We start from the raw sequence: 24342 nt of genomic DNA, 5'->3' as shown, positions 1-24342 counted from the left end.
GATGCAAAGGCTCACCCTGCCCGCCCCGGCCAAGCTCAACCTGTGGCTGCACATTACCGGCCGACGCGCCGACGGCTATCACGAGCTGGAAACCGTGTTTCAGTTCCTCGACCACGCCGACCAACTGAGCTTCGAGCTGCGCGACGATGGCCTGATCCGCCTGAACACCGAGATCGCCGATGTCCCCCACGACAGCAACCTGATCGTGCGCGCAGCGCGCAAGCTGCAGGAACAGTCCGGCACACCGCTGGGTGTCGACATCTGGCTCGACAAGGTCCTGCCCATGGGCGGCGGTATCGGTGGCGGTAGTTCCGATGCGGCCACTACCCTGCTCGCCCTGGATCATCTGTGGCAGCTCGACTGGCCGGTCGACCGCCTGGCTGCGCTGGGGCTGACACTGGGGGCCGATGTGCCGGTGTTCGTACGTGGTCATGCCGCCTTCGCCCAAGGCGTGGGCGAACAACTGACCCCGGTCGATCCGGAAGAACCCTGGTATGTCGTGCTGGTGCCGCAAGTGTCTGTCAGCACAGCGGAAATTTTTTCGCATCCAGAGTTGACACGTGATTCCCTCCCCCTTAAGATGCGCCCCGTTCCCGAGGGAAACAGTCGAAATGACTGCCAACCGGTGGTAGAGCAACGTTATCCAGAAGTTCGCAATGCGCTGAATTCGCTGGGTAAATTTACGGAAGCTCGAATGACCGGCACTGGAAGTTGCGTGTTTGGGGCCTTCCCAAGCAAAGCCGAAGCTGGTAGAGTTCTGGCCCTTCTTTCAGAGACCCAAGCAGGGTTTGTGGCAAAAGGAAGCAATGTTTCGATGTTGCATCGCAAGCTGCAAAGTCTGATCAAGAAGTCGAGCGCATAAGCGTTCGCAGCAACAGATACAGGGGCGTCGCCAAGCGGTAAGGCAGCAGGTTTTGATCCTGCCATGCGTTGGTTCGAATCCAGCCGCCCCTGCCATTTTCCTTATACTCATCCAGGTTACCCTCAGCCTTCAGGTACTGCGCGTGTCCAAGATGATGGTCTTCACGGGGAATGCCAACCCCGATCTGGCTCGGCGTGTCGTACGTCAGCTGCATATCCCACTGGGTGATGTTTCTGTCGGTAAATTCTCCGACGGCGAAATCAGCACTGAGATTAATGAAAACGTCCGCGGTAAAGACGTCTTTATCATTCAGCCGACCTGCGCTCCGACCAACGATAATCTGATGGAACTGGTAGTGATGGCCGACGCCTTCCGCCGCTCCTCAGCTTCCCGAATCACCGCCGTGATTCCTTACTTCGGATACGCCCGCCAGGACCGCCGTCCGCGTTCGGCACGTGTAGCCATCAGCGCCAAAGTCGTCGCTGACATGCTCACTGTCGTGGGTATCGACCGTGTTCTCACCGTCGACCTGCACGCTGACCAGATCCAGGGTTTCTTCGATATTCCTGTCGACAACATCTACGGTTCGCCCGTACTGGTCGACGATATCGAAGACCAGCGTTTCGATAATCTCATGATCGTCTCCCCCGACATCGGTGGTGTGGTGCGTGCACGCGCCGTCGCCAAGTCGCTGGGTGTCGACCTGGGTATCATCGACAAACGCCGCGAGAAAGCGAACCACTCCGAGGTGATGCATATCATCGGCGACGTCGAAGGGCGCACCTGCATCCTGGTAGACGACATGGTCGACACCGCCGGCACCCTGTGCCACGCGGCCAAGGCCCTGAAAGACCACGGCGCTGCCAAGGTCTACGCCTATTGCACTCACCCGGTTCTGTCGGGTCGTGCGATCGAGAACATCGAGAAGTCGGTGCTCGACGAGCTGGTGGTGACCAACACCATCCCGCTGTCCGCCGCTGCTCAAGCCTGTGACCGTATCCGTCAACTGGATATCGCACCGGTAGTCGCTGAAGCGGTCCGCCGCATCAGCAACGAAGAATCGATCAGCGCGATGTTCCGCTAAGCGGAACGCACGCTGACGAAAAGCGCCCCGCCCCGGCATCGATGTCGGGGCGGGGCTTTTTTGCCATCCCCGTCCGGCGCTGGTCGCAAACGCCTTCGGGGGGCTATTTTGGAGAAACAAAATGACTGATTTCACCCTGAACGCCCAAGCGCGTACTGACCTGGGGAAAGGTGCGAGCCGCCGCCTGCGTCACTCGCTGAACATCCCTGCCGTTGTCTACGGTGGTAACAAGGACGCCGAGTCCCTGACCATCCTGGCCAAGGAAATCACCAAGCTGTTCGAAAACGAAGCTGCCTTCAGCCACGTTCTGGAACTGAACGTCGACGGCAAGAAGCAGAACGTCATCGTCAAGGCCCTGCAGCGCCACCCGGCCAAAGGCTTCATCATGCACGCCGACTTCGTTCGCGTCGTTGCTGGCCAGAAGCTGACCGCCAAGGTTCCGGTTCACTTCGTTGGTGAAGAAGCACCGGTCAAGAAAGGCGGCGAGATCTCCCACGTAGAATCCGAGATCGAAGTTTCCTGCGAAGCCAAGGACCTGCCTGAGTTCATCGAAGTCGACCTGTCCAAGGCCGAAATCGGCACCATCATCCACCTGTCGGACCTGAAAGCTCCGAAAGGCGTAGAGTTCGTCGCTCTGGCCCACGGTGATGACAAAGCCGTTGCCAACGTTCACGCTCCACGCGTGTCCGCTGAAGCTGCTGAAGAAGGCGCTGCCGAGTAATCCACTCGCACGCCGGCGTTGATCGGGTTACAGTGCCGCGCGCACCGTAACCCACCAACTCCAAGGAAAGAGCCCCTGACGTGACCGCCATCCAGTTGATCGTCGGCCTGGGTAACCCCGGCCCCGAATACGAACAGACCCGGCATAACGCAGGGGCTCTTTTCGTTGAACGCATTGCCAGCGCCCAGCGCGTTTCGCTGTCCGCTGACAAAAAGTATTTTGGCCTGACGGCTAAGTTCAGCCATCAGGGCAACGATGTTCGCCTGCTGATTCCCACCACCTACATGAACCGCAGCGGCCAGTCCGTGGCGGCATTGGCCAATTTCTTCCGTATCAAGCCGGAAGCGATCCTGGTGGCACATGACGAACTCGACCTGCCTCCCGGCGTCGCCAAGCTCAAGCGTGGCGGCGGGCATGGCGGGCATAACGGCCTGCGCGACATCATCGCGCAGCTCGGTAACCAGAACGACTTCCACCGCCTGCGGCTTGGCATTGGCCACCCGGGCGACGCCAAACTGGTCTCCAACTTCGTCCTGGGCCGCGCGCCGCGCGCCGAGCAGGAGAAGCTCGACGCCAGCATCGATTTTGCCCTCGGCGTGCTGCCGGACGTGCTGGCCGGCGACTTCGCCAAGGCCATGCGCGAACTGCACAGCCAGAAGGCCTGACTTTCTAGAAAGGGGAATTCCCATGGGTTTCAATTGCGGCATCGTCGGCCTGCCCAACGTCGGCAAGTCCACCCTGTTCAACGCCCTGACCAAATCCGGTATCGCGGCGGAGAACTTCCCCTTCTGCACCATCGAGCCGAACAGCGGCATCGTGCCAATGCCCGACGCACGCCTGGCGGCGCTGGCCGAGATCGTCAAGCCGAACCGCATCCTGCCGACCACCATGGAATTCGTCGACATCGCGGGCCTGGTCGCCGGCGCCTCCAAGGGTGAAGGCCTGGGCAACAAGTTCCTCGCCAACATCCGCGAGACCGACGCCATCGCCCACGTGGTGCGCTGCTTCGAAGACGAGAACGTGATCCACGTCTCCAACAGCGTCGACCCCAAGCGCGACATCGAGATCATCGACCTCGAACTGATCTTCGCCGACCTCGACAGCTGCGAAAAGCAACTGCAGAAGGTCGCTCGCAACGCCAAGGGCGGCGACAAGGAGGCCCTGGCACAGAAGGCCTTGCTGGAAAAGCTGATCCCGCACTTCACCGAAGGCAAGCCTGCGCGCAGCCTGATGAAGCACATGGCTGACGATGAAAAGGCCGCGATCCGTGGCTTCCACCTGCTGACCAGCAAGCCGGTCATGTACATCGCCAACGTTGCCGAGGACGGCTTCGACAACAACCCGCACCTGGACGTGGTGAAAGCCATCGCCGAGGAAGAAGGCGCGGTCGTGGTGCCGGTGTGCAACAAGATCGAAGCGGAGATCGCCGAGCTGGAAGACGGTGAGGAGAAAGACATGTTCCTCGAGGCCCTCGGCCTTGAAGAACCCGGCCTGAACCGCGTGATTCGCGCCGGCTACGAGCTGCTCAACCTGCAGACCTACTTCACCGCCGGTGTGCAGGAAGTCCGCGCCTGGACCGTCCGCGTTGGCGCCACCGCCCCGCAAGCGGCCGGTGTCATCCACACCGACTTCGAGAAGGGCTTCATCCGCGCCGAAGTGGTCGCCTATGACGACTTCATCCAGTTCAAGGGTGAAAGCGGCGCCAAGGAAGCCGGCAAGTGGCGCCTGGAAGGCAAGGACTACATCGTCAAGGACGGTGATGTGATGCACTTCCGCTTCAACGTCTGATCGCGCTGCAGGAGCATTCGGTACGCCGTCTCACTCCCAGCCAATAAAAAACCGCGCCTTTGCGCGGTTTTTTATTGGCTATTGGAAGCCTCGATGGGCGAGGGCCGCTAAGCGAACATCACGGCTACTGTTAATGCAGCTGGAATTGACAAGTCCAATCCCCCCGCTTTATCCCGCCGGCATCAACCACCATCATTGAATCAACCGCTCCACTGTCGACCATTGACGCAAGCAACACTGCGAGGGCCCGCACATGACCAGCATTCCCCGCGACACCCTGCCATCCGCCCGCAATCTTCAGGCACGGCTGGAGCCGGTGTTCTACGCCCTGCTGCGCGGTGTACTGGGCATCGTCATGTTCACCCACGGGCTGCCCAAGCTGCTGGGTGACTCACATGGCTCGATGGCCGATCCGATGGCCAGCTCGACCCACCTCATCGGCAACGTGATGGGCCTGCCGTTCGCTGCCGAACTGGCGTTTCTGGTGATGCTGCTGGAAACCGTCGGCGCGCTGATGCTCGTCGTCGGCGTGCTGACCCGGCCCGTTGCCCTGGCCATGGCGGCGGAGATGGTCGGGATCAGCTACGCCCTTAGTCCGACCTGGCCGTGGGTGGACCGGGGCATCGAATATCCGGTGATCCTCGGCAGCCTGGCGTTGTACATGGCCATCCGGGGCGGCGGACGCTTTGCCTTGGACCACACGTTGTGGCACGGGCGCTAAGTGCAACACGGCCCGTTCAGGCAACGCTCGCATCCCCACCTGGCGCCTGGTCCATCGCCTGCAACAACTCGATGAACGCCTCGGCCTGGGGCGACAGCACATGACGGCGCAGGCTCACCACGCCGTCACGAATCTGCAGGGCTTCAAGGTCCGGTGAGATGTCCACCGGCTTGAGCTGATGCAATCTAGCCCCCTCCTCTGCCGCCAGGCTCAATTGCAGCTGTGATGCACAGCCGATGGCATCGGACTGCAGGACGATATCCAGCAACGGCCGCCCGTTCTCGCACTCCACCGCCGGCAGGTAATCACGACGCCCCGAGTACTGCAGCACGAGGCTGCGCACACCGAAGGAGCACACCGTCGGAAAGACGAGCAGTTGCTCGCGGGTAACACCTTCCTGGGTTGCCAGTGGATGGTCGTGACGGCAGAAAAAGCACCAGCTGCGCGGCTGCAACTGACGGATGCGGTAGTTGGGGTCGAGCTCGAAGCTTTGCGAACTGGCGATGAAAAACTCGATTTCTTCGGCCATCAAGCGCCTGTTGAGGTTTTCACGGGTATCGACGACGAAGTGGGCGTTGACCTGCGGTTGCAAGGCGATGAAGCGCGCCAGCGTGCGCGGCACCAGGCCGGCAGCCGGTGCCGGAGCGCAGCCGAAGTACAGCATGTCGCGATCAGCGCTGTTGAGGCGGCTGATCTTCTCACCGAGCTCTTGCGCCTTGCCGAGGATGTCCAGTGCATACGACAGCAGCAGTTGCCCCTGTGCTGTCGGCGGCAATCCCTTTTGCTCGCGCTCTAACAGCTTGCAGCCGGCCTGATGCTCGAGGGCCTGGATGCTGCGGCTGAAGGCCGGCTGCGAGAGGCTCACGGCCTGTGCCGCGAGGGAAAAACTCCGGTGATTCATCAAGGCAACGAAATGCCGGAGATTCCTCAGCTCGTAATGCATTTGATGCATGACCTCTTTTGCAAAAAGCAATTGTGTATGCGGGTGGGGAATCTTAGTCTTAAAGAACCAAAGCAAACAAATATTTATATTTTAATAACCTTCTGGAATATCTACTGCCGTTACTCCGGATGCAGCAGGACAGCCACCATGAGTATTGCGAAAGAAGACACTTCAGGAACTGAACGCGAGTACAGCGCCGATGTGCTGGTGATCGGTGGCGGCCCGGCCGGCGCGTGGGCGGCGATCGGCGCTGCCGCAAAGGGCGCCAAGGTCATTCTGGTCGACAAAGGCTATTGCGGCGCCTCCGGGGCTACTGCGCCCTCCGGCACTGCCGTGTGGTGTGTGGCGCCGGAGGCCGAAGCCCGCAAGGTCGCCAAAGCGAGCCGCTATGCCATGGGCGGCGAGCTGGCCGAGCCGCGGTGGATGGATCGCGTCCTGGAGCAGACCTGGCGCAATCTGGAGTTGCTCGCCGAATGGGGCTATCCGTTCCCGGTGGGCGAACAGGGCCGCCAGCGGTGGGTGTCGCTGCAGGGCCCCGAGTACATGCGCCTGATGCGCAAGCGGGTCAAACAGGCAGGTGGGCGCATTCTCGATCACAGCCCGGCGCTGGAACTGCTGGTCGATGAGCACGGCCAGGTCAGCGGCGCCACCGGCATCAGCCGGCAGAAGCAGCAGCGCTGGAGCGTGCGTGCCGGGGCAGTAGTGCTGGCCACCGGTGGCGTGGCTTTTCTCAGCAAAGCGCTGGGCTGCAATGTGCTGACGGGCGACGGCCACCTGATGGCTGCCGAAGCAGGCGCGGAGTTTTCCGGGATGGAGTTCTCCAATGCCTACGGCCTGGGGCCAGCCTTCGCCTCGGTGACCAAGTCGGCACTGTACTCCTGGGCCACGTTCTACCATGCCGATGGCCGTGAGATCGAAGGGGCAGGCTCGGCGCGTGGTCGCGGTGTGATCGCCAAGACCTTGATGAACGAGCCGGTGTTCGCCTGCATCGACCGCGCCGATGCCTCTACCCGCCAATGGATGCGCTCGGCGCAACCAAACTTCTTCCTGCCCTTCCAACGCATGGGGCTCGATCCGTTCAGCGATCGCTTCCCGGTGACCTTGCGCCTGGAAGGCACCGTGCGCGGCACCGGTGGCCTGCGTATCTGCAACGACCAGTGCGCCACCTCGGTACCCGGGCTGTATGCCGCTGGCGATGCTGCAACCCGCGAACTCATCTGCGGCGCCTTCACCGGCGGCGGCAGCCGTAACGCCGCCTGGGCGCTGTCCTCCGGGCTATGGGCCGGGGCCGGGGCCGCCGAATTCGCCCGCGACCAGCGCGGCAGCGCCATGCGCCGCCTGCTACAGTCCGGTACGGTCGGGCTGCGAGGGCAAGGCAAGCATGCCTTCGACCCGGAAGCGACGATCCGCGCCGTCCAGGCCGAAGTCTTCCCGTACGAACGCAACTGGTTCCGCCAGGGCGACCGACTCGACGCTTCGCTTGGCCGCCTCGACCCGCTGTGGCAGCAGCTGCGCCAGGCCGCGCCCGCCACCCCCGAACACCTGCTGCGCGCCCGTGAAGCGGCCGCCCTGCTCGCCACCTCACGCTGGATGTACCGCAGCGCCCTGGCCCGCACCGAAAGCCGGGGCATGCACCGGCGCGACGATTATCCCCGGCTCGACCCCGAGCAGCGTCACCGCCTCATCAGCGGCGGCCTCGACGAGGTCTGGACCGCACGCGAAACACTCGGCCCCGCCGACCACAGCCTGCTGCCGGAGAAAGCCGCATGATCGAACTGATCAGTGCCGACCGCTGCACCGGCTGCAACATCTGCGTGCTGGTATGCCCGACCGACGTATTCGAAGCGGTGCCCGGCCAGGCACCGCTGATCGCGCGGCAATCCGAGTGCCAGACCTGCTTCATGTGCGAGGTCTACTGCCCGGAAGATGCGCTGTTCGTCTCGCCACTGGCCGATGAACAGGCCGCAGTGGACGAACAGCAATTGACCGCACAGGGCCTGCTCGGCGGTTACCGAGAAGCCCTCGGCTGGGGCAAGGGGCGTCACTCGACCGCCGCCCTCGATGAAAGCTACCAGTTCATCAAGGGAATCTAGGGGCGCTCGGCGCGGGCTCACCTGCGCCGTTTCAGGCCGTCCATGCCGGCGGGCAACTGGGCATCGGGGAAATGCGTCGAGAGCGTTGTCTCGCGCCACTGCTCCAGCTCTTCGGCACGCGCGCGCTCGTCGAGCCCATAAACGTACAACGCATCGCCACCGAGCAGCAGGCGCAACGGCAGGTCGTCGCGGCGCGACAACTGCACGATCAGTTCGGCGATTTTCTGCGGGTCACCCACTTCGTTGCCACCGTAGCCCGCCAGCAGGCGCAGCACATGGCCGACGGTCACATCGTAGTCTTCCAGCATGCCCTCGAGCGGACGCTTGGCCTCGCTCGCCCAGTCGGTGCGCATGCCACCGGGCTCGAGGGTGCAGACCTGGATGCCCAGCGGCGTGACTTCCTTGGCCACCACATCGCTGAAACCACCCACCGCCCACTTGGCCGCCTGGTAGCCCGAAAGGCCGGGCGTCGAGGTGCGCCCCCCCACCGAAGACACCTGGAAGATATGGCCGCTACGCTGCTTGCGCATCACCGGCAGAACTGCACGCGTCAGGTTGACGACACCGAACAGGTTGGTCTCGACCTGCGCACGAAAGTCATCCGCAGCCATCTGCTCGAACGGCGCGGTATGGCCATAACCCGCATTGTTGACCAGCACATCGAGGCGGCCAAAGGCATCGAGCGCAAGTTGCACCGCCTCCTGCGCGGCCTGCTCGTCGGTGACGTCCAGGGCGACGACCCGCACCTGCTGCTCGCCGTACTGCGCCACCAGATCGTCCAGGCGCCGTGGGTCACGGGCGCCAGCGACCAGAACATCGCCGTTGCGCAGTACTGCTTCACTGATGGAGCGACCCAGGCCACGGGCCGCACCGGTTACAAGCCAGACTTTGGACATGATTCGACTCCTTCGCCGATGCATATGAGTGATTAATCACTCATTTAAAAAGTATAAAAAAACCTGTCAGCGCCCCCCAAGGGCCGCCCACAGGGCATTGAATCCAGCCGTACGATAAGCCTCGGCCTGATCGGGTGACTGCTTGATGAACTCCATGGCTGTCTCGGCCATGGACACGAACATCGCGCCATAGAACGCCTGCGCCTGCTCTGCCGGCAACCCGCTGGAAGCGGTGCGCTCGCGCAGCAGTGCCCCCACCTCATCGAAACCCTCGCTGCCTGCGGCACGGTGCTCGGCATCGATGCGTCCGCTGACACTCAACTGGCGCAGAGCCTCGCGTGCCGCAGGGCTACCGATACCCCAGTCGACGTAACCGTTCCAGGCATGTCGAATAGCGGCCTCGGCCGTCGCGTTACGGGGAAAGTCAGCCATCATGGCCAGGCGCAGACCAGCCTTGAGCTCCAGGTACAAGGCGTTGAGCAGCACGTCCTTGTTTTCGAAGTAGGTGAACACTGTCCCCTCGGCCACACCCGCCAGCCGCGCAATGCGCGCGGTAGTGGCACTCAGGCCATCCTCGGCGAGCGCCTGGCTGGCGGCGGCGAGGATGGCGTTGCGCTTGTCGTGACTGCGGGGACGGGCCATGGCGATGTGGACACTTAACTGAGTGAGCGCTCAATCATATTCATATTCGCCTCCAACGCAAGCCCTCCCGACCTGCGGTACCCTTGCCGACCCAGCGCAGCAAAGAGCACGGCAGCGTCACCGATCAGCCGTTGCGGAACAGGAAGCTGTAGGCGTTGAGCGCCGGTACGCCGCCCAGGTGCGCATACAGTACCCGCGAACCTTCGGGGAACTCCCCATCACGCACCCTACCGATCATCCCCGCCATCGACTTGCCCTCGTACACAGGGTCAGTCAGAACACCCTCCAATCGGCCACACAGGCGGATCGCCTCCAGCGTGCCCTCGTTCGGCAGCCCGTATTCGGGATGGGCATAGCGGGTATCGAGCACCACATCGTCCTCGGTGATCTCGCGCCCCAGGTCTACCAGCTCGGCGGTGTGACGAGCGATGCGCAGGATCTGTGCCTTGGTCTGCTCCGGTTTGGCTGACGCGTCGATGCCGATCACCCGCTGCGAGCGGCCATCGGCGGCAAAACCGACCACCATGCCCGCCTGGGTGCTGCCGGTGACCGAACAGACCACGATGTAGTCGAACTTGAAGCCCAGCTCCGCCTCCTGCTGGCGCACCTCCTCGGCAAAGCCGACAAAGCCCAGCCCGCCGTAGGGATGCTCGGAGCAACCTGCCGGAATCGGGAACGGCTTGCCGCCCTTGGCGCGAACATCCGCCATTGCCTGCTCCCAACTGGGGCGGATACCGATGTCGAAGCCCGCGCTGTCGAGCCGCACATCGGCGCCCATGATGCGCGACATCTCGATATTGCCGACGCGGTCATACACAGCGTCGGAGTAGTTCACCCAGTTTTCCTGCACCAGCACGCACTTCATGCCCAGGTGCGCGGCCACTGCGGCGACCTGACGCGTCTGGTTCGACTGGATGCCGCCGATCGACACCAAGGTGTCACAGCCTTGTGCCAGCGCTTCAGGGATCAGGTATTCGAGCTTGCGTGTCTTGTTGCCACCAAAAGCCAGGCCGCTGTTGCAGTCCTCGCGCTTGGCATAGAGCTCGACCTTGCCTCCCAAGTGGGCACTCAAGCGCTTGAGCGGGGTGATTGGGGAGGGTCCGAAGGTCAGCGGATAACGCGTGTAGCGACTCAGATTCATGGCTGTGCTCCCAATTGCGAAACGCGCGGATCGCGGGCTCCGATAGCGTCAATGCTAGGGAGGTTGGCCAGAAAACGGGTTGCAAGTTTTCCATGAATTTCGAGCTATTGTTTTATTGAAAGATGATTTCACATCACTTTGTTGTGAGGCTCAAACATTGAAAGCAACAAATGAGCGCGAGCAAAAAAGGCCGTCACTCTCCGGCCCGCCACAGCTAGACCGTATCGACCGCGCGATCCTGCGAGCCCTGCAGCAGGACGCCTCGATCGCCAACGTAGCCTTGGCCGACAAGGTCAAGCTCAGCGCCCCGGCCTGTCTGCGACGGGTCGAACGCTTGAAGCAGGCGGGGTTGATCAAGGGCATCGTCGCCCTACTGGACAGCGAACGTCTCGATGCTGGGATGGTGGTGCTGATCGGCGTGGTGCTCGACCGCTCGACCCCGGAATCCTTCGCCGCGTTCGAAGCGGCCGCGCAGAAGGTCTCCGGGTGCATGGAGTGCCATGTGGTGACGGGGGAGTTCGACTACTTCATGTTGCTGCGCACACGCGACAGCCAAAGCTTCAACCGCCTGCACGCCGAACAGTTGCTGTACCTGCCAGGAGTACGCCAGATCCGATCGTTCATGGGCTTGCGCCAGGTGCTTTCGACGACACGAATCGTGTTGTAGAGGGGAGATTGCGCTGTTCTTTTCGCCAGCAAGCCCGCAAAGAGAACAGCGCAATCGGTGATCAACACGCCCAAGGCACTGGCGCCTCAGCCTCGATGCCATAGCGCGCGATGGCTTCGGCACACCGCTGGCGTTGCAACACACCTTCATCGGCCAGGCTCGAAAGCGCCGCCAGCACGATCTGGCGGCTGTCGACCTCGAAGAAGCCGCGCAGCTGCTCACGGCTGTCGCTGCGCCCGAAGCCATCGGTGCCCAAGGCAACGAAACGATCCTGCACATACGGCGCAACCAGGTGCGGCCAGGCGCAGACATAATCGGTCGCGGCGATCACCGGCGCGCCCTTGGGCAGGCACTGCACCAAGTGACTGGCCCGCGCCGGTTCCTGCGGATGCAGCCGGTTCCAGCGCTCCACCTCCCGTGCCTCGCGCGCCAGCTCGCTGAAACTGGTGGCGCTGAACACTTCGCTGGCCACGCCCCAGTCCTGTGCCAACAGGCGTGCCGCCGCCTGCACCTCGCGCAGGATCGTGCCTGAGCCCAGCAACCGTACCTTGCCAGTTGCCCCCTCCGGCATGTGCTGCTCCAACCGGTAGAGCCCCCGGATGATATCGCCTTCGACCCCATCCGGCAGGCTTGGCTGTGGATAGTTTTCGTTCATCAGGGTGACGTAGTAGAACGCGTCTTCCTGCGCTTCGAGCATGCGCCGCATGCCGTGGTCGAGGATCACCGCGAACTCACCGGCAAACGCCGGATCGTAGGCACGGCAGTTGGGCACGGTCGAGGCGATCAGCAGGCTGTGGCCGTCCTGGTGCTGCAGCCCTTCGCCACCCAGGGTGGTACGCCCAGCGGTAGCGCCCAGCAGGAAACCACGGGCGCGCTGGTCGGCGGCAGCCCAGATCAGGTCGCCGATGCGCTGGAAGCCGAACATCGAGTAGTAGATGTAGAACGGCAGCATCGGCAGGCCATGGGCGGAATAACTGGTGGCCGCCGCCACCCACGAGCTGATCGCCCCCGCCTCGCTGATGCCTTCTTCAAGGATCTGCCCGTCCAGCGCCTCGCGGTAGCAGAGGATCGAACCGATGTCTTCGGGCTCGTAGCGCTGGCCGACGCTGGAATAGATACCGATCTGCTTGAACAGGTTGGCCATGCCGAAGGTCCGCGCCTCGTCGGCGACGATAGGCACTACCCGCGGCCCGAGCTGGCGGTCCTTGAGCAGCCCGCCGAGCATGCGCACGAAGGCCATGGTGGTGGACATTTCCTTGCCATCGGCCTGGGTGGCGAACGCCGCGTAGCTGGACAGCGCTGGCACCGGCAGCCCCTCGGCCTGGCGTGGTCGCGACGGCAGGTAACCGCCCAGTGCCTGGCGACGTGCATGCAGGTAGCGCATCTCGTGGCTGTCGTCGGCGGGCTTGTAGAAGGCCAGGGACTCGGTCTGCTCATCGCTCAATGGCAGGTTGAAGCGATCGCGGAAGGCCATGAGCGCCTCGCGGTCGAGCTTCTTCTGCTGGTGCGTGGTCATCTTGCCCTGCCCCGCCTCCCCCATGCCGTAGCCTTTCTTGGTCTGCGCCAGTACCACGGTCGGGCGACCATCGCCTTGCTGGGCGGCATGGTAGGCGGCATGGATCTTCACCATGTCGTGACCACCGCGCTTGAGCCGGTCGATCTGCTCGTCGCTCATGCCCTGGGCCATCCGGGCCAGCGCCTCGCTCTGGCCGAAGAAATGCTCGCGGTTGTAGCGCCCATCCTTGGCGGCGAAGGTCTGAAACTGCCCATCGACGGTGGCCGACAGCGTGCGCTCCAGCTCGCCGCTTGCATCGCGGGCGAACAGGCCATCCCAATCCGATCCCCAGACCAGCTTGATCACCCGCCAGCCAGCACCGCTGAACAGTGCCTCCAGTTCATCGATGATGCGCCCGTTGCCACGTACCGGGCCGTCCAGGCGCTGCAGGTTGCAGTTGACCACCCACACCAGGTTGTCCAGGCGCTCGCGCGCCGCAAGAGTGAGCGCCGACATGCTTTCCGGTTCATCCATCTCGCCGTCGCCGAATACCCCCCACACGCGCCGCCCAGCGCCCTGACGCAGGCCGCGGTGCTCCAAGTAGCGCATGAAGCGCGCCTGGTAGATCGAACTGATCGGCCCGATGCCCATGGAGCCGGTCGGAAACTGCCAGAAATCAGGCATCAGCCAGGGATGTGGATAACTCGACAGGCCCTGCACATCGCGGCGCCGGGCGCTGATTTCCTGCCGATAGTGCTCCAGCTGCTCAACCTGCAAGCGGCCTTCGAGGAAGGCCCGGGCGTAGACACCCGGCGCAGAGTGCGGCTGGAAGAACACCAGGTCGCCCGTGCCCGGCGTATCGCCGCCACGGAAGAAGTGGTTGAAGCCGACCTCGAACAAGTCGGCAGCACTGGCGTAGCTTGCAATATGACCGCCCAGCTCGCCGTAGGCCTGGTTGGCGCGCACCACCATGGCCAGCGCGTTCCAGCGCATGATCGAGGCCAGACGTTCCTCGGTCGCCAGATCGCCCGGAAAGGCCGGCTGCTGCTCGACGCCGATGCTGTTGATATAGGGCGTGCCATGCCCTGGCTGCCAGCCCACGGCATGATGCCGCGCCAGCGCCGCAAGCCTGTCGAGCAGAGCCCGCGTGCGCGGCGCGCCTTCGTGTTCGAGCAGCGACAGTAACGCGTCGCGCCACTCGTCCAGGCCCTGGGTGTCGGTGTCGTCCTCGGCGGACGGCTCGCGCAACGATCCTGCAGCGTGATGGATGCTCATGACAGCACTTGCACCTCGGTGTACTTGTTGGAGGGGGACGGTTTCAGACCGCCAGGAAACGTTCCTCGAGAATTCGCTTGACCAGCATCCGCGCGACATCGACGACCTGCTCGACCTGTGTCACGGGCGAGCCCTGGCGATTGAGCGCGGGATCGAGCTGCAGGCAGCGCAGCTCATGGCCACACACTGAGCCTAGCCATGCCAGGCGCACCTGCCCGTCGCTCTCGAGGTCCAGCAGGTAGCAACGCTTGGAGACCGCTCGCAACAGGGCGCTGGCCTCGCACGCCGACTCGGCGGCAAGCGTGCGCTGCCCATCGCCTGCTGCCAGCCAGTTGGCCTGCAGGCCGTCCATGTCCTGCACGTGCAGATGGGCAACTTCGTTCCAGCCCTCAAGCGCAGCGTGCAACCCGATGCTCAGAATCTCGGGCAACGCTGCACTGGACACCACCACCACCGCCACGTCCTGCGATGGCGCCTTCACCCACCTTGCGAACCTGGAAATCGTCAGCATGGCCTGCTCCCTCTCGTCGGGTCTGTGCGCATGAAACCTGCTCCAGAACGATACTCAGCGCACGATTGAATTTCATACCTATTCTTACCCTTGAACAGGAACAACCTTCCAAGCTTCAAGCCCCAACTGAAGGCTGTCCCGTCATGGCTTCGTAAAGCAGGCAATCATCCCGGCAACCGCACAAACCTGACGGCAAGCGGGCTACACACCAGACCGAGGAAACGCGATGAAAGAACCCGCCAAGCCCATCGAGGTCAACACCCACGAACGCAAGATCCTGCGCGCACTGCAAGCCAACGGCCGAATCAGCAACGCGGAACTGGCGAAGAAGGTCGGGCTGAGCACCACCGCGTGCTGGAACCACACCAAACGGCTGTTCGATGCGGGCGTGATCAAGGGGGTGCATGCCCACGTCGATCCGAACGTGCTGCAGCAGGGCACCGTGGTGCTCATCGGCGTGGTGCTGGATCGCTCCACCCCCGAGAGCTTCGCCGCGTTCGAAGCGGCCGCGCGCAACCTGCAGCAGGTGCTGGAATGCTGGCTGGTGGCGGGGGATGTGGACTACTTCCTGAAGATCCGCGTGCGTGACCTGCCGGCCTTCAACCATCTGCACAATACGCAGATCATCGCCCTGCCTGGGGTGCGCCAAGTGCGCACGTTCTTCGTGCTCAACGAGGTGAAGTCCGGCGGTCTCATCTCGATCTGAGGCAACGCCACCCGCCTTGGTAAACCGTCCCAGGCGTGCATCCATTCCTTCTTTTTCGAGCTGTGCCCCGACGCTCTAATGCCGGGAGCGGTTCGTCGAAGACGCTCCGCTTCCCCCAAGAACGGAGCGTCCCATGCCACTCATCAAAGCATCCATGCAATTGCCGGTTCTGGCGGTGGCCTTGCTGTACACCGGGCTCGCCAGTGCACAGCCTGCCGACCCGCAGGCCGAGACCCTGCAACTGGAGCGCCGTGCCGAACAATGCGCACCGCATCTGGAGAGTCTTGAGCGGCTGCTCATCGACAAGATCCATGGCCTGGAGCCCACCATGGGTGAAAGGCTGCGACAGATTCCCGAAATCGAACGTCGTATAGCACACCTTCACCAGCAGCTGGACCAAGAGCGCCAGGACTACGAAAAAGTGTCGTGGCGCCCTGAGCACCGCATACGTCTGGAAGCGCTTGAAAACGAAATCTGGAACAACCAGAGCGCCATCCACTCGACCCGGCTCGACGAGCGCAACCTGACGGTGATGAAACCGGCACTCAGCAGCACCCGCCAACAACAGAGTGCCCTACTCCAGCAACTGGACGCATTCACCGCCGCACGCCATGACTGTGAACACCCCCAACGCGGCCCTCAGTGCTACGCCGAGGAGGTCCTGCCTCTGCATCCTTCGCTGAAGTCGGCACTCGACGACACCCATGCGCTGCTCGAAACGCTCTGGTCACCGCTCAGTGACGTTGCCTTCTATTCGATGGCATGGATCGACGACTGCGCGGCAACAGCCCCCCCTGGATTCGGGCAACAGACATCCCCCTGGTTCCACGCCCCCGCTGGATAGTTCTCCCAATTCACAGAAGAGGTCCACCATGTCTGAACTTACCCCATTCATCAGCCGCAGAGCCCTGATCGAAAAAAACATCCGTCAGGAACTGGCAACCCATGGCGCATCCCAACCGTTGAACCTGCCAACCGTCGACAGCCCGCTCGTGACTCACTATGTGAACAGGATCGAAGGCTCCTACGACTCATCACGCGCGAAGATCGATACGGACCACGCCATCGACCTGCTCTACATCGCCTACAACACCACGCCCCAACGCAACGGCGACATCCGCGTCAAGATCAGCAGCATCATGAACAACCTGATCAAAGCGCAGCAGGAGAGCGAACGCCAGATCAAGGCCGCCAGCAATGCCGCCAGCCGTCTCACCCGAAAGCTCAACCGCGGCCTGACCGGCTGGACCGCCGCCAAGGAAACCGGTGACATCGCGCAGATCAAGCGCTTCGTAAACAAAGAACTGATGGAGATGGCCAACGAGATCAAAAACTCGGCCATGGCGGTCAACGCGAGCCTGCAAACCATCGTCGACCGCTACGATTGCATCATCGATGACACCCACGAAGTGACTGCCAGCAGCGAAATGGCCTTGAGCACGACACTTGAGGCCAACGAAAAAATTCGCCAGGAAATTCTTCAGCACAAGGCTCGCAGCAAACAACTGGAATCGCTGATAGCCGACATGCAACAACAGGTCAAGCGCTACGAGTCACTCGCCCGCGACTATGCAAATCAAGCCAAGTCTTCCGAGGAGCGCGCCTTCTGGGCAGGCATCCTGCGTGGTGCTGCGCAGGTGATATCGGCCGCCATGCCACTGGCGGCCATGGCTGCCAGCGGCGGCAGCTCGTCTCTGGTCGCCGCTGCCTCAGTCGCCGCAGGCGTCGGAAAAGGCGCCAACGGTGCCCAGGGCAACGCCACTGGCGACCTCATCCGCCTGAAGAAAGAGCGCTCCGAGCATCGCGCCGAACTGGCGTTGATAAAGGAGGAGGTGGACAAACTGCAGACGTCGATCTCAGGTTATCAGGCGCAGAAAGGCAAGGAGGCCGACACCGGCAAACTCAAGGTGCTGGAGAACCGGATCACCGAAGCCGAAGGGCTTCTGGTCAAGGCCAAGGCCAAGTACCAGGAGGCCAAGGAGCACCTTGGATCACTGGAGTCCGCGCTCCAGACTCTGGCCTCGGCAGCCGGTGATATCAGCGATGCCAGCCGGGCACAGGCCAACAACCTGCGCCAGATGCAGCTGCAGATGCTCGATAATGCCGACAAGTACGAGACCGCCAGGCGCGAACAGGCAGCCGAACTGCTGGAAGTTTCCGTGCTGATGGCAGGCAAGGGCAGCGAGCAGGAGATCATCGAGCTGGCGATCAGGTCACTGAACCTGAGCGTGAGCGCCCTCAAGCGCACCCGTGAAATCGTCGTGGAAATAGCGTTCTTCTTCCGCTCGTTCTGCGACTTCATGGAGGTCATCCGCCAGGATGCCCAAGAGCAGATCGAAGAGTTCGAAGATGCCGAAGACATCGACTCGAACCGCGACTACCTCTTTTCGCAATTGTGTGAGTCCACCGACGCATTCTTCATCAGCCAGACCGGGCAGTGGATCGCCGTCGGCATTGTCTCCGATCATTTCGCCCTGACATTCAAGGACGGCTGGAGCAAGCTCAACAAACTGTCCGGAAAGTACATCACCAACGATGAACTGCCCGCCTACCTCACCGAGGCGGCGGGCAAGCTGGACATGATCGCAGCCGATCGCAATGCCGCCAGCCACGAGCGTCAGGTGTACCTGGAAAACTACCGTAACGAACTCAACGCCGATTAATGGCCGCCCGGCGGGGGCAAATAATCAGTTCAGAAAATCGTGAACTGATTATTTGCCCCCGCCGATTTTTCCCCTTGGCACGTCTCTCCAGAATCGCCTCACCACAATCACAATAACCGTGAGGCCACTCCCGTGGACCAGACCCTCCAGGTACGGCAAGCTGCCGCCGACCTCGTCGACGCCTTTGCCAGTAACGACACCGCCCGCTATTTCGCCTGTTTCAGCGAAGACGCCACCTTCCTGTTCCATACGCTGCCCCACCCGCTGCTGTCTCGGCGCGCCTATGAAGACCTTTGGGCTCAGTGGCAAGCCGACGGCTTTGCCGTGCTCGACTGCGCGTCGAGCAATGCCCACGTGAGCCTGCAGGGCGATCTGGCGATCTTCATGCACGACGTGGCCACACGCATTCGCATTGCCGAGCAGGAACAGGCGCTGAACGAGCGCGAGACCATCGTGTTCCGCCTGCAAGGCGAGCGCTGGCTGGCGTGCCATGAACACCTGTCGGTCGCCTCCTGCACCTGACTTTCGACAACGGCCTTGCCGCACTGCCATCGCACCCACAACAAAGCCTGCCACAGGCCAACAACACTCGCGCTGGAGCATCACCATGAGCCACTCGACCGGTATCGAGACCAATGGCGTCGAACAGATCCCCGACGATCAACGCGACGCCACCCCGCTTGACCTGTTCCGCCTGATCTTCGGCGGTGCCAATACCTTCGCCACCGCGGTGCTCGGCAGCTTCCCGGTACTGTTCGGGCTGTCCTTCCAGGCAGGGCTGTGGGCGATCCTGCTCGGCGTCGGGGTCGGTTCGCTGATCCTTGCCCCCATGGGGCTGTTCGGCGCACTCAACGGCACCAACAACGCCGTCTCGTCCGGTGCGCACTTCGGCGTGCACGGACGTATCGTCGGCTCGTTCCTGTCGTTGCTGACCGCCGTGGCGTTCTTTTCGTTGTCGGTGTGGAGCTCGGGCGATGCCCTGATCGGCGGCGCCAAGCGCCTGGTCGGGCTGCCCGAAACCGACCTCACCCTGGGTCTGGCCTATGGCCTGTTCGCAGTGCTGGTGCTGGTGGTATGCATCTTTGGTTTCCGCTTCATGTTGTGGGTCAACAAGATTGCGGTATGGGCTTCGAGCCTGCTGTTCCTGCTCGGCATCGTCGCCTTCGCCGGCCCGTTCGACGCAAGCTTCGCCGGCAGCGTCAACCTCGGCCAGCCGGGCTTCTGGGCCGCCTTCGTTGGCGCCGCGATCCTCGCCATGAGCAACCCGGTGTCCTTCGGCGCGTTCCTCGGTGACTGGTCACGCTACATCCCGCGCCAGACCCCGAAATCGCGCATCATGCTGGCGGTGATCCTGGCCCAGGCCGCGACCCTGATCCCGTTCCTGTTCGGTCTGTGCACCGCGACCCTGGTGGCCAGCCAGGCGCCGGACTACATCGCCGCCAACAACTATGTCGGCGGCCTGCTGGCGATCTCGCCGGCCTGGTTCTTCCTGCCGGTGTGCCTGATTGCCGTGATCGGCGGCATGTCCACCGGCACCACCGCGCTGTATGGCACCGGGCTGGACATGTCCAGCGTGTTCCCACGCCTGCTCAGCCGCGCGGCCGCCACCCTGCTGATCGGTGTGCTGGCAATCGCCTTCATCTTCATCGGCCGCTTCGCCTTCAACCTGGTGCAGAGCGTATCGACCTTCGCCGTACTGATCATCACCTGCACCAGCCCGTGGATGGTGATCATGATCCTCGGCCTGATCACCCGCCGTGGCTTCTACCACGCCGACGACCTGCAAGTGTTCACCCGCGGCCAGCGTGGTGGCCACTACTGGTTCCTGCACGGCTGGAACTGGCGCGGCATGGGCGCCTGGATCCCCAGCGCCGCCGTAGGCCTCTGTTTCGTCAACCTGCCGGGACAGTTCGTCGGCCCGCTCGGGGACCTGGCTGGCGGCATCGACCTGAGCCTGCCGGTCACCCTCGGCATCGCCGGCGTGCTGTACCTGATCCTGCTCAACCTGTTCCCCGAACCTGCCGGTGTCTACGGCCCGCGCGGCCCGCGCTGGGTACGTTGCAAAAGCGCTCCCGTGACACCCGTGACCACTGCCGAAATGGCCTGACTGGAACCCGACCATGACCACTCCCCATTACATCGACGGCCGCTGGGTCGAAGGCCAAGGCAACGACAGCATCAGCGTCTACGATCCCTCTTTGGGCGCACCTTTCGCCGAGCTGAGATCGGCCAGCAGCGCCCAGGTCGACGAGGCGGTGCAAGCCGCACGCCGTGCCCTGCCCGCCTGGAAGAGCCGCCCGGCCGCCGAGCGCGCGGCCCTGCTACGCGGATTTGCCGAGCAACTCGGTGCCCGCCGCGAAGAACTGATTGCGCTGCAGATGCGCAACAATGGCAAGCCACGGCACGAGGCCGAGATCGATCTGGACGACGCGGTGGCAACCTTCGCTTACTACGCCGAGCTCGCCGAACAACTGCCGCAGAAGAACCGCGACGTCCCCCTGGCCGCTCCAGGCTTTACCGCGCGTACCCGCCTGGAAGCCGTCGGCGTGGTCGGGCTGATCGTGCCGTGGAACTTCCCGCTGGTGACCAGCGCCTGGAAGCTCGCCCCGGCCCTGGCCGCCGGCTGCACCGTGGTGCTCAAGCCTTCGGAGATCACCCCACTGATCGAACAGGCCTACGGCCAGATCGCCCAACAGCTTGGGCTGCCGGCCGGGGTGCTGAACATCGTCAACGGCAAGGCCGAGACCGGCGCGGCGCTGAGTGGCCACAACGGCCTGGACAAGCTGTCGTTCACCGGCAGCAATGCCGTCGGCAGCCAGGTCATGCGTAGCGCCGCAGCCCAGTGCCGGCCAGTGACACTGGAGCTGGGCGGCAAGTCGGCGATCGTTGTGTTCGACGACTGCGACCCAGACCAGGCGGTGGAGTGGATTGTCGCCGGCATCACCTGGAACGCCGGGCAGATGTGCTCGGCCACCTCGCGCCTGCTGGTGCAGGACGGTATCGCCGACACGCTGCTACCACGGCTGCAGGCGGCGCTGGAGAAACTGCGCGTAGGCAACCCGCTGGTCGAGGAAGTGGAGATGGGACCGCTGACCAGCCAGGCGCAGTGGCTCAAGGTCGCCGGCTATTTCGCCACCGCGCGCGAGGAAGGGCTGAAGTGCCTGGCCGGAGGCAAGGCGTTGGACGCAGAGGGTTGGTTCGTCAGTCCGACACTGTACGTCGATGTGCCCGAGACCAGCCGCTTGTGGAGCGAAGAGATTTTCGGCCCGGTGCTGTGCGCACGCCGGTTCACCACCGAGGAACAAGCGATCGCCCAGGCCAACGACAGCCGCTTCGGCCTGGTAGCCACGGTCTGCTCAGCGGACCTCGAACGCGCCGAGCGCGTGGCCGATGCGCTGGAGGTCGGGCATGTATGGATCAATTCGGTGCAGGCGGTGTTCGTCGAAACTTCATGGGGGGGCACCAAGGGCAGCGGGATCGGGCGCGAGCTTGGGCCTTGGGGGTTGTCGGGGTATCTCTCGGTGAAGCACGTGACGCGGTGCGTAGGCTGAGGTCTCGGTGATGCAGTTGGGGCTGCCTTGCAGCCCATCGCGGGACCCGCCCGCTCCCACACTGATCGGGGCATGCCCAGAGGGTGGACGGATATCCCACTAAATCTGTGGGAGCGGGCTGGTCCCGCGATGGGCCGCAAAGCGGCCCCATTTGTGTCACACCGACTCGTCGGCCGCCCGCGTCCCTTCCTGCAGCAACACCATGCTCTGCGGCGACGACAGTGCGATGCCTTCCTCGCGCAGGCGCCCGAGAATGGCGAACAGCAGGTCGCTGCGCGCGCCCGACACCTGCCGCGGCCCGGCCACGTAGCCGCTGGCGCTGAGCACCATGCCGCTGGCGGTCAAATCCTTGAAGGTTACCGACGGCGCCGGGGCATCGAGGATCGCCTCGTGGTCGCGATAGGCCTGCAGCAGCAGCTCGCGCACGTGGTTGGCATCGGTCTCCAGTGGCAGGGTCAGGGTCACACCGACCACCCCCAGGGCGTTGGCCATGGTGACGTTGCGCACGTTCTGCGAGATGAACTGCGAGTTGGGCACGATCACCGTCGAACGGTCGGACATCTGGATCTCGGTGGCGCGCACGTTGATGCGCCGGATGTCACCTTCCACCCCCGCCAGGCTGACCCAGTCGCCCACTTTCACCGGACGTTCGGTGAGCAGGATCAGGCCGGAGATGAAGTTCTGCACGATCTGCTGCAAACCGAAACCGATACCCACCGACAGCGCACTGACCACCCAGGTCAGGCTGGTCAGGTTGATGTGCAGGGTCGACATCACCAGCATGGCCAGGAACAGGAAGCCCAGGTAGCCAACCAGCGTCACCAAAGAGGCACGCATGCCAGCGTCCATGTCGGTTTCCGGCAACAGACGCTCGCTCAGCCAGCGCTTGACCACACGGATGGCGAACAGCCCGCCGAAGAAGATCGCCAGCGCCAGGAAGATATCCTGGGGCACGATGTTCAGATTGCCGAGGATCTTGCCACCGCTACCATCCCAGTCGGCCAGGCTCAGCAGCAGCTCGCCGGGGCTGGTGCCGGAGGGCATGAAGGCCAGCAACGCGGCGATGAACAGCAATACGGTCCGACCCATACCGGCCAGTACCGTGCTGGCCTGGGCCTGGTGGCGCTGCTGCAGGCCTAGCGCCGAGGCCAGCGCCAGCCCACCGGGCTGACGCGGCGACAGCAAGGTTTCGCAGAGGTCGCCGAACACGGTCACCAGCAGGTAGGCGCACACCGCCACGACGCTGATCCACAGCAACTTGGCGGTCAGGAAGTAGGCCAGGGTGAGGTAGCCGGTGAGCAGCGCCAGCAGGATCGCGATGACCCACACCACCACCACGAACGGGATCAGACCCGCCAGGCCCGCCGGGCGCTCCAGCCCATGCTGGCGGCGAGTGCGGCGATAGCGCACCAGCACAGCAACGAACAGCAGCGATACTACCAGCGCGGTCAGGCCGTTGGTGGCCAGGGTCAGTGCCAGGCTAGTGCCGATGACGCTGTTGATGCGCTCCTGGGTCAGCAGCAGCACCAAGGCCAGGGCCAGGGCCTGCGGGAACCAGCCCAGGGCGCTGGCCACTTCGTCGGGAATCGGCGGCAGGCGCCAGGACGGACGTTGCAGCATCAGCATGGCGCGGCCCAGGCCAGAAATGAAGGCGCTGAACACCACCAGGGTAAGGACGTGGTTGGTCAGGCTGGCCAGATCCGCGCCCAACTCGGCACTGCTTTCCAGGCCCCAGCGCAGCAGCGACACGGACCCGGCGATGGTCGCCAGGGTGGCCAGCGCCACACTCAAGGCCAGGGCGCTGCGGCGCAAGCGGCCTTCGGGCAGCCAGCGGATCATCGCATCGGCCAGCAGGCGCTCAAGCACCTTGCGCACCAAGGTCCAGACCAGCACAGCAGCGACCAGCGCGGTGATGAACAACCAGCGGTGCTCGGCGCTGAGGGCACTGGCCACAGCATCTGCCGCCTCGCCGCGCAGGTCGCGCAGGCGCGCCACGTCTTCATCGGTAGGACGGATCAGGCTCGACCAGAACGCCGGGCTCAGCGGGCTGGCGGCGCGGCTGGTGATCTGCGAGTTGAACAGGCTGCGGCGCAGGTTGACGATCTGCGTAGACAGGTCACGCGCCGACTGGGTGAGCTGGGTAGCTTCGGTCTGCTCGGCCACCAGGGCCTTTTTCTGCCTGTCCAGTTGCTGGCGCTGGCGCGTCAGGCTCTCGGGCTCCTCGGGCTGCACCGGCCCGAGCACATTGAGCTGATCATCCAGCCGGGCGACATCCGCCGTACGCTGCGTGGCCAGGGCATCGGCCTGGCGCTGAACCTGCAGCGCCGACTGACGCAGTTGCGAGAGCAGATCGTCATTGGCATTGCTGGTCACGCCCTGGCGGATCTGGTCGAGCCGGTCGCTCAACTGATCCAGGCTGGCATCTTCGTCCAGCACCTGCTGTTCGGCAGCGGCCAGGCTCGATACCGGCGTGGCCGGTGCCGACCAGGCAGGCATCGCCACCCACAGCAACAATGCCAAAATTCCCACGTAAAAACGCTCAAGGCTCATACGCCTCATCGAAATCCCCTCTATACAGCTCGA

The 24342-nt window shown here is 63.4% G+C and carries 22 protein-coding genes and 1 tRNA gene; 16 read left to right on the top strand and 7 right to left on the bottom strand.

Features of this window, described 5'->3' with window-relative positions:
• Position 1 precedes the first annotated feature (1 nt).
• From ispE to ACNFHO_RS15920, 7 genes are all read left to right on the top strand, one after another.
• Positions 2-862, top strand: coding sequence for a 4-(cytidine 5'-diphospho)-2-C-methyl-D-erythritol kinase (gene ispE / locus ACNFHO_RS15950; RefSeq protein WP_416766840.1), 861 nt, complete (start codon positions 2-4; stop codon positions 860-862).
• Between the two features lie 20 nt (positions 863-882).
• Positions 883-957: transfer RNA gene (locus tag ACNFHO_RS15945), tRNA-Gln, on the top strand.
• 47 nt (positions 958-1004) lie between these two features.
• Complete coding sequence (locus ACNFHO_RS15940; RefSeq protein ID WP_029614333.1) at positions 1005-1946, top strand: ribose-phosphate pyrophosphokinase; 942 nt, start codon at positions 1005-1007, stop codon at positions 1944-1946.
• A 121-nt stretch (positions 1947-2067) separates the two neighbouring features.
• Complete coding sequence (locus ACNFHO_RS15935) at positions 2068-2667, top strand: 50S ribosomal protein L25/general stress protein Ctc (protein ID WP_054894615.1); 600 nt, start codon at positions 2068-2070, stop codon at positions 2665-2667.
• A gap of 80 nt (positions 2668-2747) precedes the next feature.
• Positions 2748-3332 (top strand): aminoacyl-tRNA hydrolase, encoded by a 585-nt coding sequence (pth, locus tag ACNFHO_RS15930; protein ID WP_054894616.1) that lies wholly within the window; start codon positions 2748-2750, stop codon positions 3330-3332.
• Between the two features lie 22 nt (positions 3333-3354).
• Complete coding sequence (ychF, locus tag ACNFHO_RS15925) at positions 3355-4455, top strand: redox-regulated ATPase YchF (RefSeq protein ID WP_054894617.1); 1101 nt, start codon at positions 3355-3357, stop codon at positions 4453-4455.
• Positions 4456-4708: 253 nt separating this feature from the next.
• Entirely contained in the window at positions 4709-5176 is a 468-nt protein-coding gene (locus ACNFHO_RS15920) for a DoxX family protein (RefSeq protein ID WP_416766839.1), read from the top strand.
• A gap of 16 nt (positions 5177-5192) precedes the next feature.
• Here ACNFHO_RS15920 and ACNFHO_RS15915 read toward each other — a convergent pair whose 3' ends face one another.
• Positions 5193-6119, bottom strand: coding sequence for a LysR family transcriptional regulator (locus ACNFHO_RS15915; RefSeq protein ID WP_112897332.1), 927 nt, complete (start codon positions 6117-6119; stop codon positions 5193-5195).
• Positions 6120-6266: 147 nt separating this feature from the next.
• On the opposite strand from ACNFHO_RS15915, the gene ACNFHO_RS15910 reads away from it, so the two are divergent.
• Positions 6267-7889, top strand: coding sequence for an FAD-dependent oxidoreductase (locus ACNFHO_RS15910; protein ID WP_416766838.1), 1623 nt, complete (start codon positions 6267-6269; stop codon positions 7887-7889).
• Positions 7886-8212 (top strand): 4Fe-4S dicluster domain-containing protein, encoded by a 327-nt coding sequence (locus tag ACNFHO_RS15905; RefSeq protein WP_054895487.1) that lies wholly within the window; start codon positions 7886-7888, stop codon positions 8210-8212. Before ACNFHO_RS15910 ends, ACNFHO_RS15905 begins: the two co-directional genes overlap by 4 nt.
• Before the next feature lie 17 nt (positions 8213-8229).
• Here ACNFHO_RS15905 and ACNFHO_RS15900 read toward each other — a convergent pair whose 3' ends face one another.
• The 3 genes from ACNFHO_RS15900 to ACNFHO_RS15890 form a co-directional block, all read right to left on the bottom strand.
• Positions 8230-9108: an SDR family NAD(P)-dependent oxidoreductase gene (locus ACNFHO_RS15900; RefSeq protein WP_416766837.1), complete on the bottom strand. Its 879-nt coding sequence runs from the start codon at positions 9106-9108 to the stop codon at positions 8230-8232.
• Positions 9109-9174: 66 nt separating this feature from the next.
• On the bottom strand, positions 9175-9750 hold the full coding sequence (locus ACNFHO_RS15895) for a TetR/AcrR family transcriptional regulator (protein ID WP_054895485.1): 576 nt from the start codon (positions 9748-9750) through the stop codon (positions 9175-9177).
• 124 nt (positions 9751-9874) lie between these two features.
• Positions 9875-10891, bottom strand: a complete 1017-nt coding sequence (locus ACNFHO_RS15890; RefSeq protein ID WP_414154779.1) for a 1-aminocyclopropane-1-carboxylate deaminase — start codon at positions 10889-10891, stop codon at positions 9875-9877.
• A 157-nt stretch (positions 10892-11048) separates the two neighbouring features.
• Here ACNFHO_RS15890 and ACNFHO_RS15885 point away from each other — a divergent pair, with 157 nt between their 5' ends.
• Complete coding sequence (locus ACNFHO_RS15885; protein WP_414154778.1) at positions 11049-11558, top strand: Lrp/AsnC family transcriptional regulator; 510 nt, start codon at positions 11049-11051, stop codon at positions 11556-11558.
• A gap of 61 nt (positions 11559-11619) precedes the next feature.
• On the opposite strand, the gene mdeB is transcribed toward ACNFHO_RS15885, so the two are convergent.
• Complete coding sequence (gene mdeB / locus ACNFHO_RS15880; protein WP_416766836.1) at positions 11620-14328, bottom strand: alpha-ketoglutarate dehydrogenase; 2709 nt, start codon at positions 14326-14328, stop codon at positions 11620-11622.
• 43 nt (positions 14329-14371) lie between these two features.
• Positions 14372-14839: a hypothetical protein gene (locus ACNFHO_RS15875; protein WP_054895481.1), complete on the bottom strand. Its 468-nt coding sequence runs from the start codon at positions 14837-14839 to the stop codon at positions 14372-14374.
• A gap of 226 nt (positions 14840-15065) precedes the next feature.
• Here ACNFHO_RS15875 and ACNFHO_RS15870 point away from each other — a divergent pair, with 226 nt between their 5' ends.
• From ACNFHO_RS15870 to ACNFHO_RS15845, 6 genes are all read left to right on the top strand, one after another.
• Positions 15066-15545: an Lrp/AsnC family transcriptional regulator gene (locus tag ACNFHO_RS15870; RefSeq protein WP_063542886.1), complete on the top strand. Its 480-nt coding sequence runs from the start codon at positions 15066-15068 to the stop codon at positions 15543-15545.
• A gap of 133 nt (positions 15546-15678) precedes the next feature.
• Positions 15679-16389, top strand: a complete 711-nt coding sequence (locus tag ACNFHO_RS15865) for a hypothetical protein (protein ID WP_416766835.1) — start codon at positions 15679-15681, stop codon at positions 16387-16389.
• A 28-nt stretch (positions 16390-16417) separates the two neighbouring features.
• Positions 16418-18208 carry a hypothetical protein gene (locus tag ACNFHO_RS15860; protein ID WP_416766834.1) on the top strand — a complete coding sequence of 597 codons (1791 nt, stop codon included), beginning with the start codon at positions 16418-16420 and terminating at the stop codon, positions 18206-18208.
• A 132-nt stretch (positions 18209-18340) separates the two neighbouring features.
• Positions 18341-18730 (top strand): YybH family protein, encoded by a 390-nt coding sequence (locus ACNFHO_RS15855; RefSeq protein ID WP_063542880.1) that lies wholly within the window; start codon positions 18341-18343, stop codon positions 18728-18730.
• An 85-nt stretch (positions 18731-18815) separates the two neighbouring features.
• Positions 18816-20315, top strand: coding sequence for a purine-cytosine permease family protein (locus ACNFHO_RS15850; protein WP_416766833.1), 1500 nt, complete (start codon positions 18816-18818; stop codon positions 20313-20315).
• Between the two features lie 13 nt (positions 20316-20328).
• Positions 20329-21759, top strand: a complete 1431-nt coding sequence (locus ACNFHO_RS15845) for an aldehyde dehydrogenase family protein (RefSeq protein WP_063542876.1) — start codon at positions 20329-20331, stop codon at positions 21757-21759.
• Between the two features lie 156 nt (positions 21760-21915).
• On the opposite strand, the gene ACNFHO_RS15840 is transcribed toward ACNFHO_RS15845, so the two are convergent.
• Positions 21916-24318 carry a DUF3772 domain-containing protein gene (locus ACNFHO_RS15840; RefSeq protein ID WP_416766832.1) on the bottom strand — a complete coding sequence of 801 codons (2403 nt, stop codon included), beginning with the start codon at positions 24316-24318 and terminating at the stop codon, positions 21916-21918.
• Positions 24319-24342: the final 24 nt, after the last annotated feature.

The organism is Pseudomonas sp. NY15374, assembly GCF_048068255.1.
GTDB lineage: Bacteria > Pseudomonadota > Gammaproteobacteria > Pseudomonadales > Pseudomonadaceae > Aquipseudomonas > Aquipseudomonas machongensis.
The sequence above is the reverse complement of the archived record's forward strand: the minus strand, read 5'-3'. Positions and strand labels throughout refer to the sequence as shown.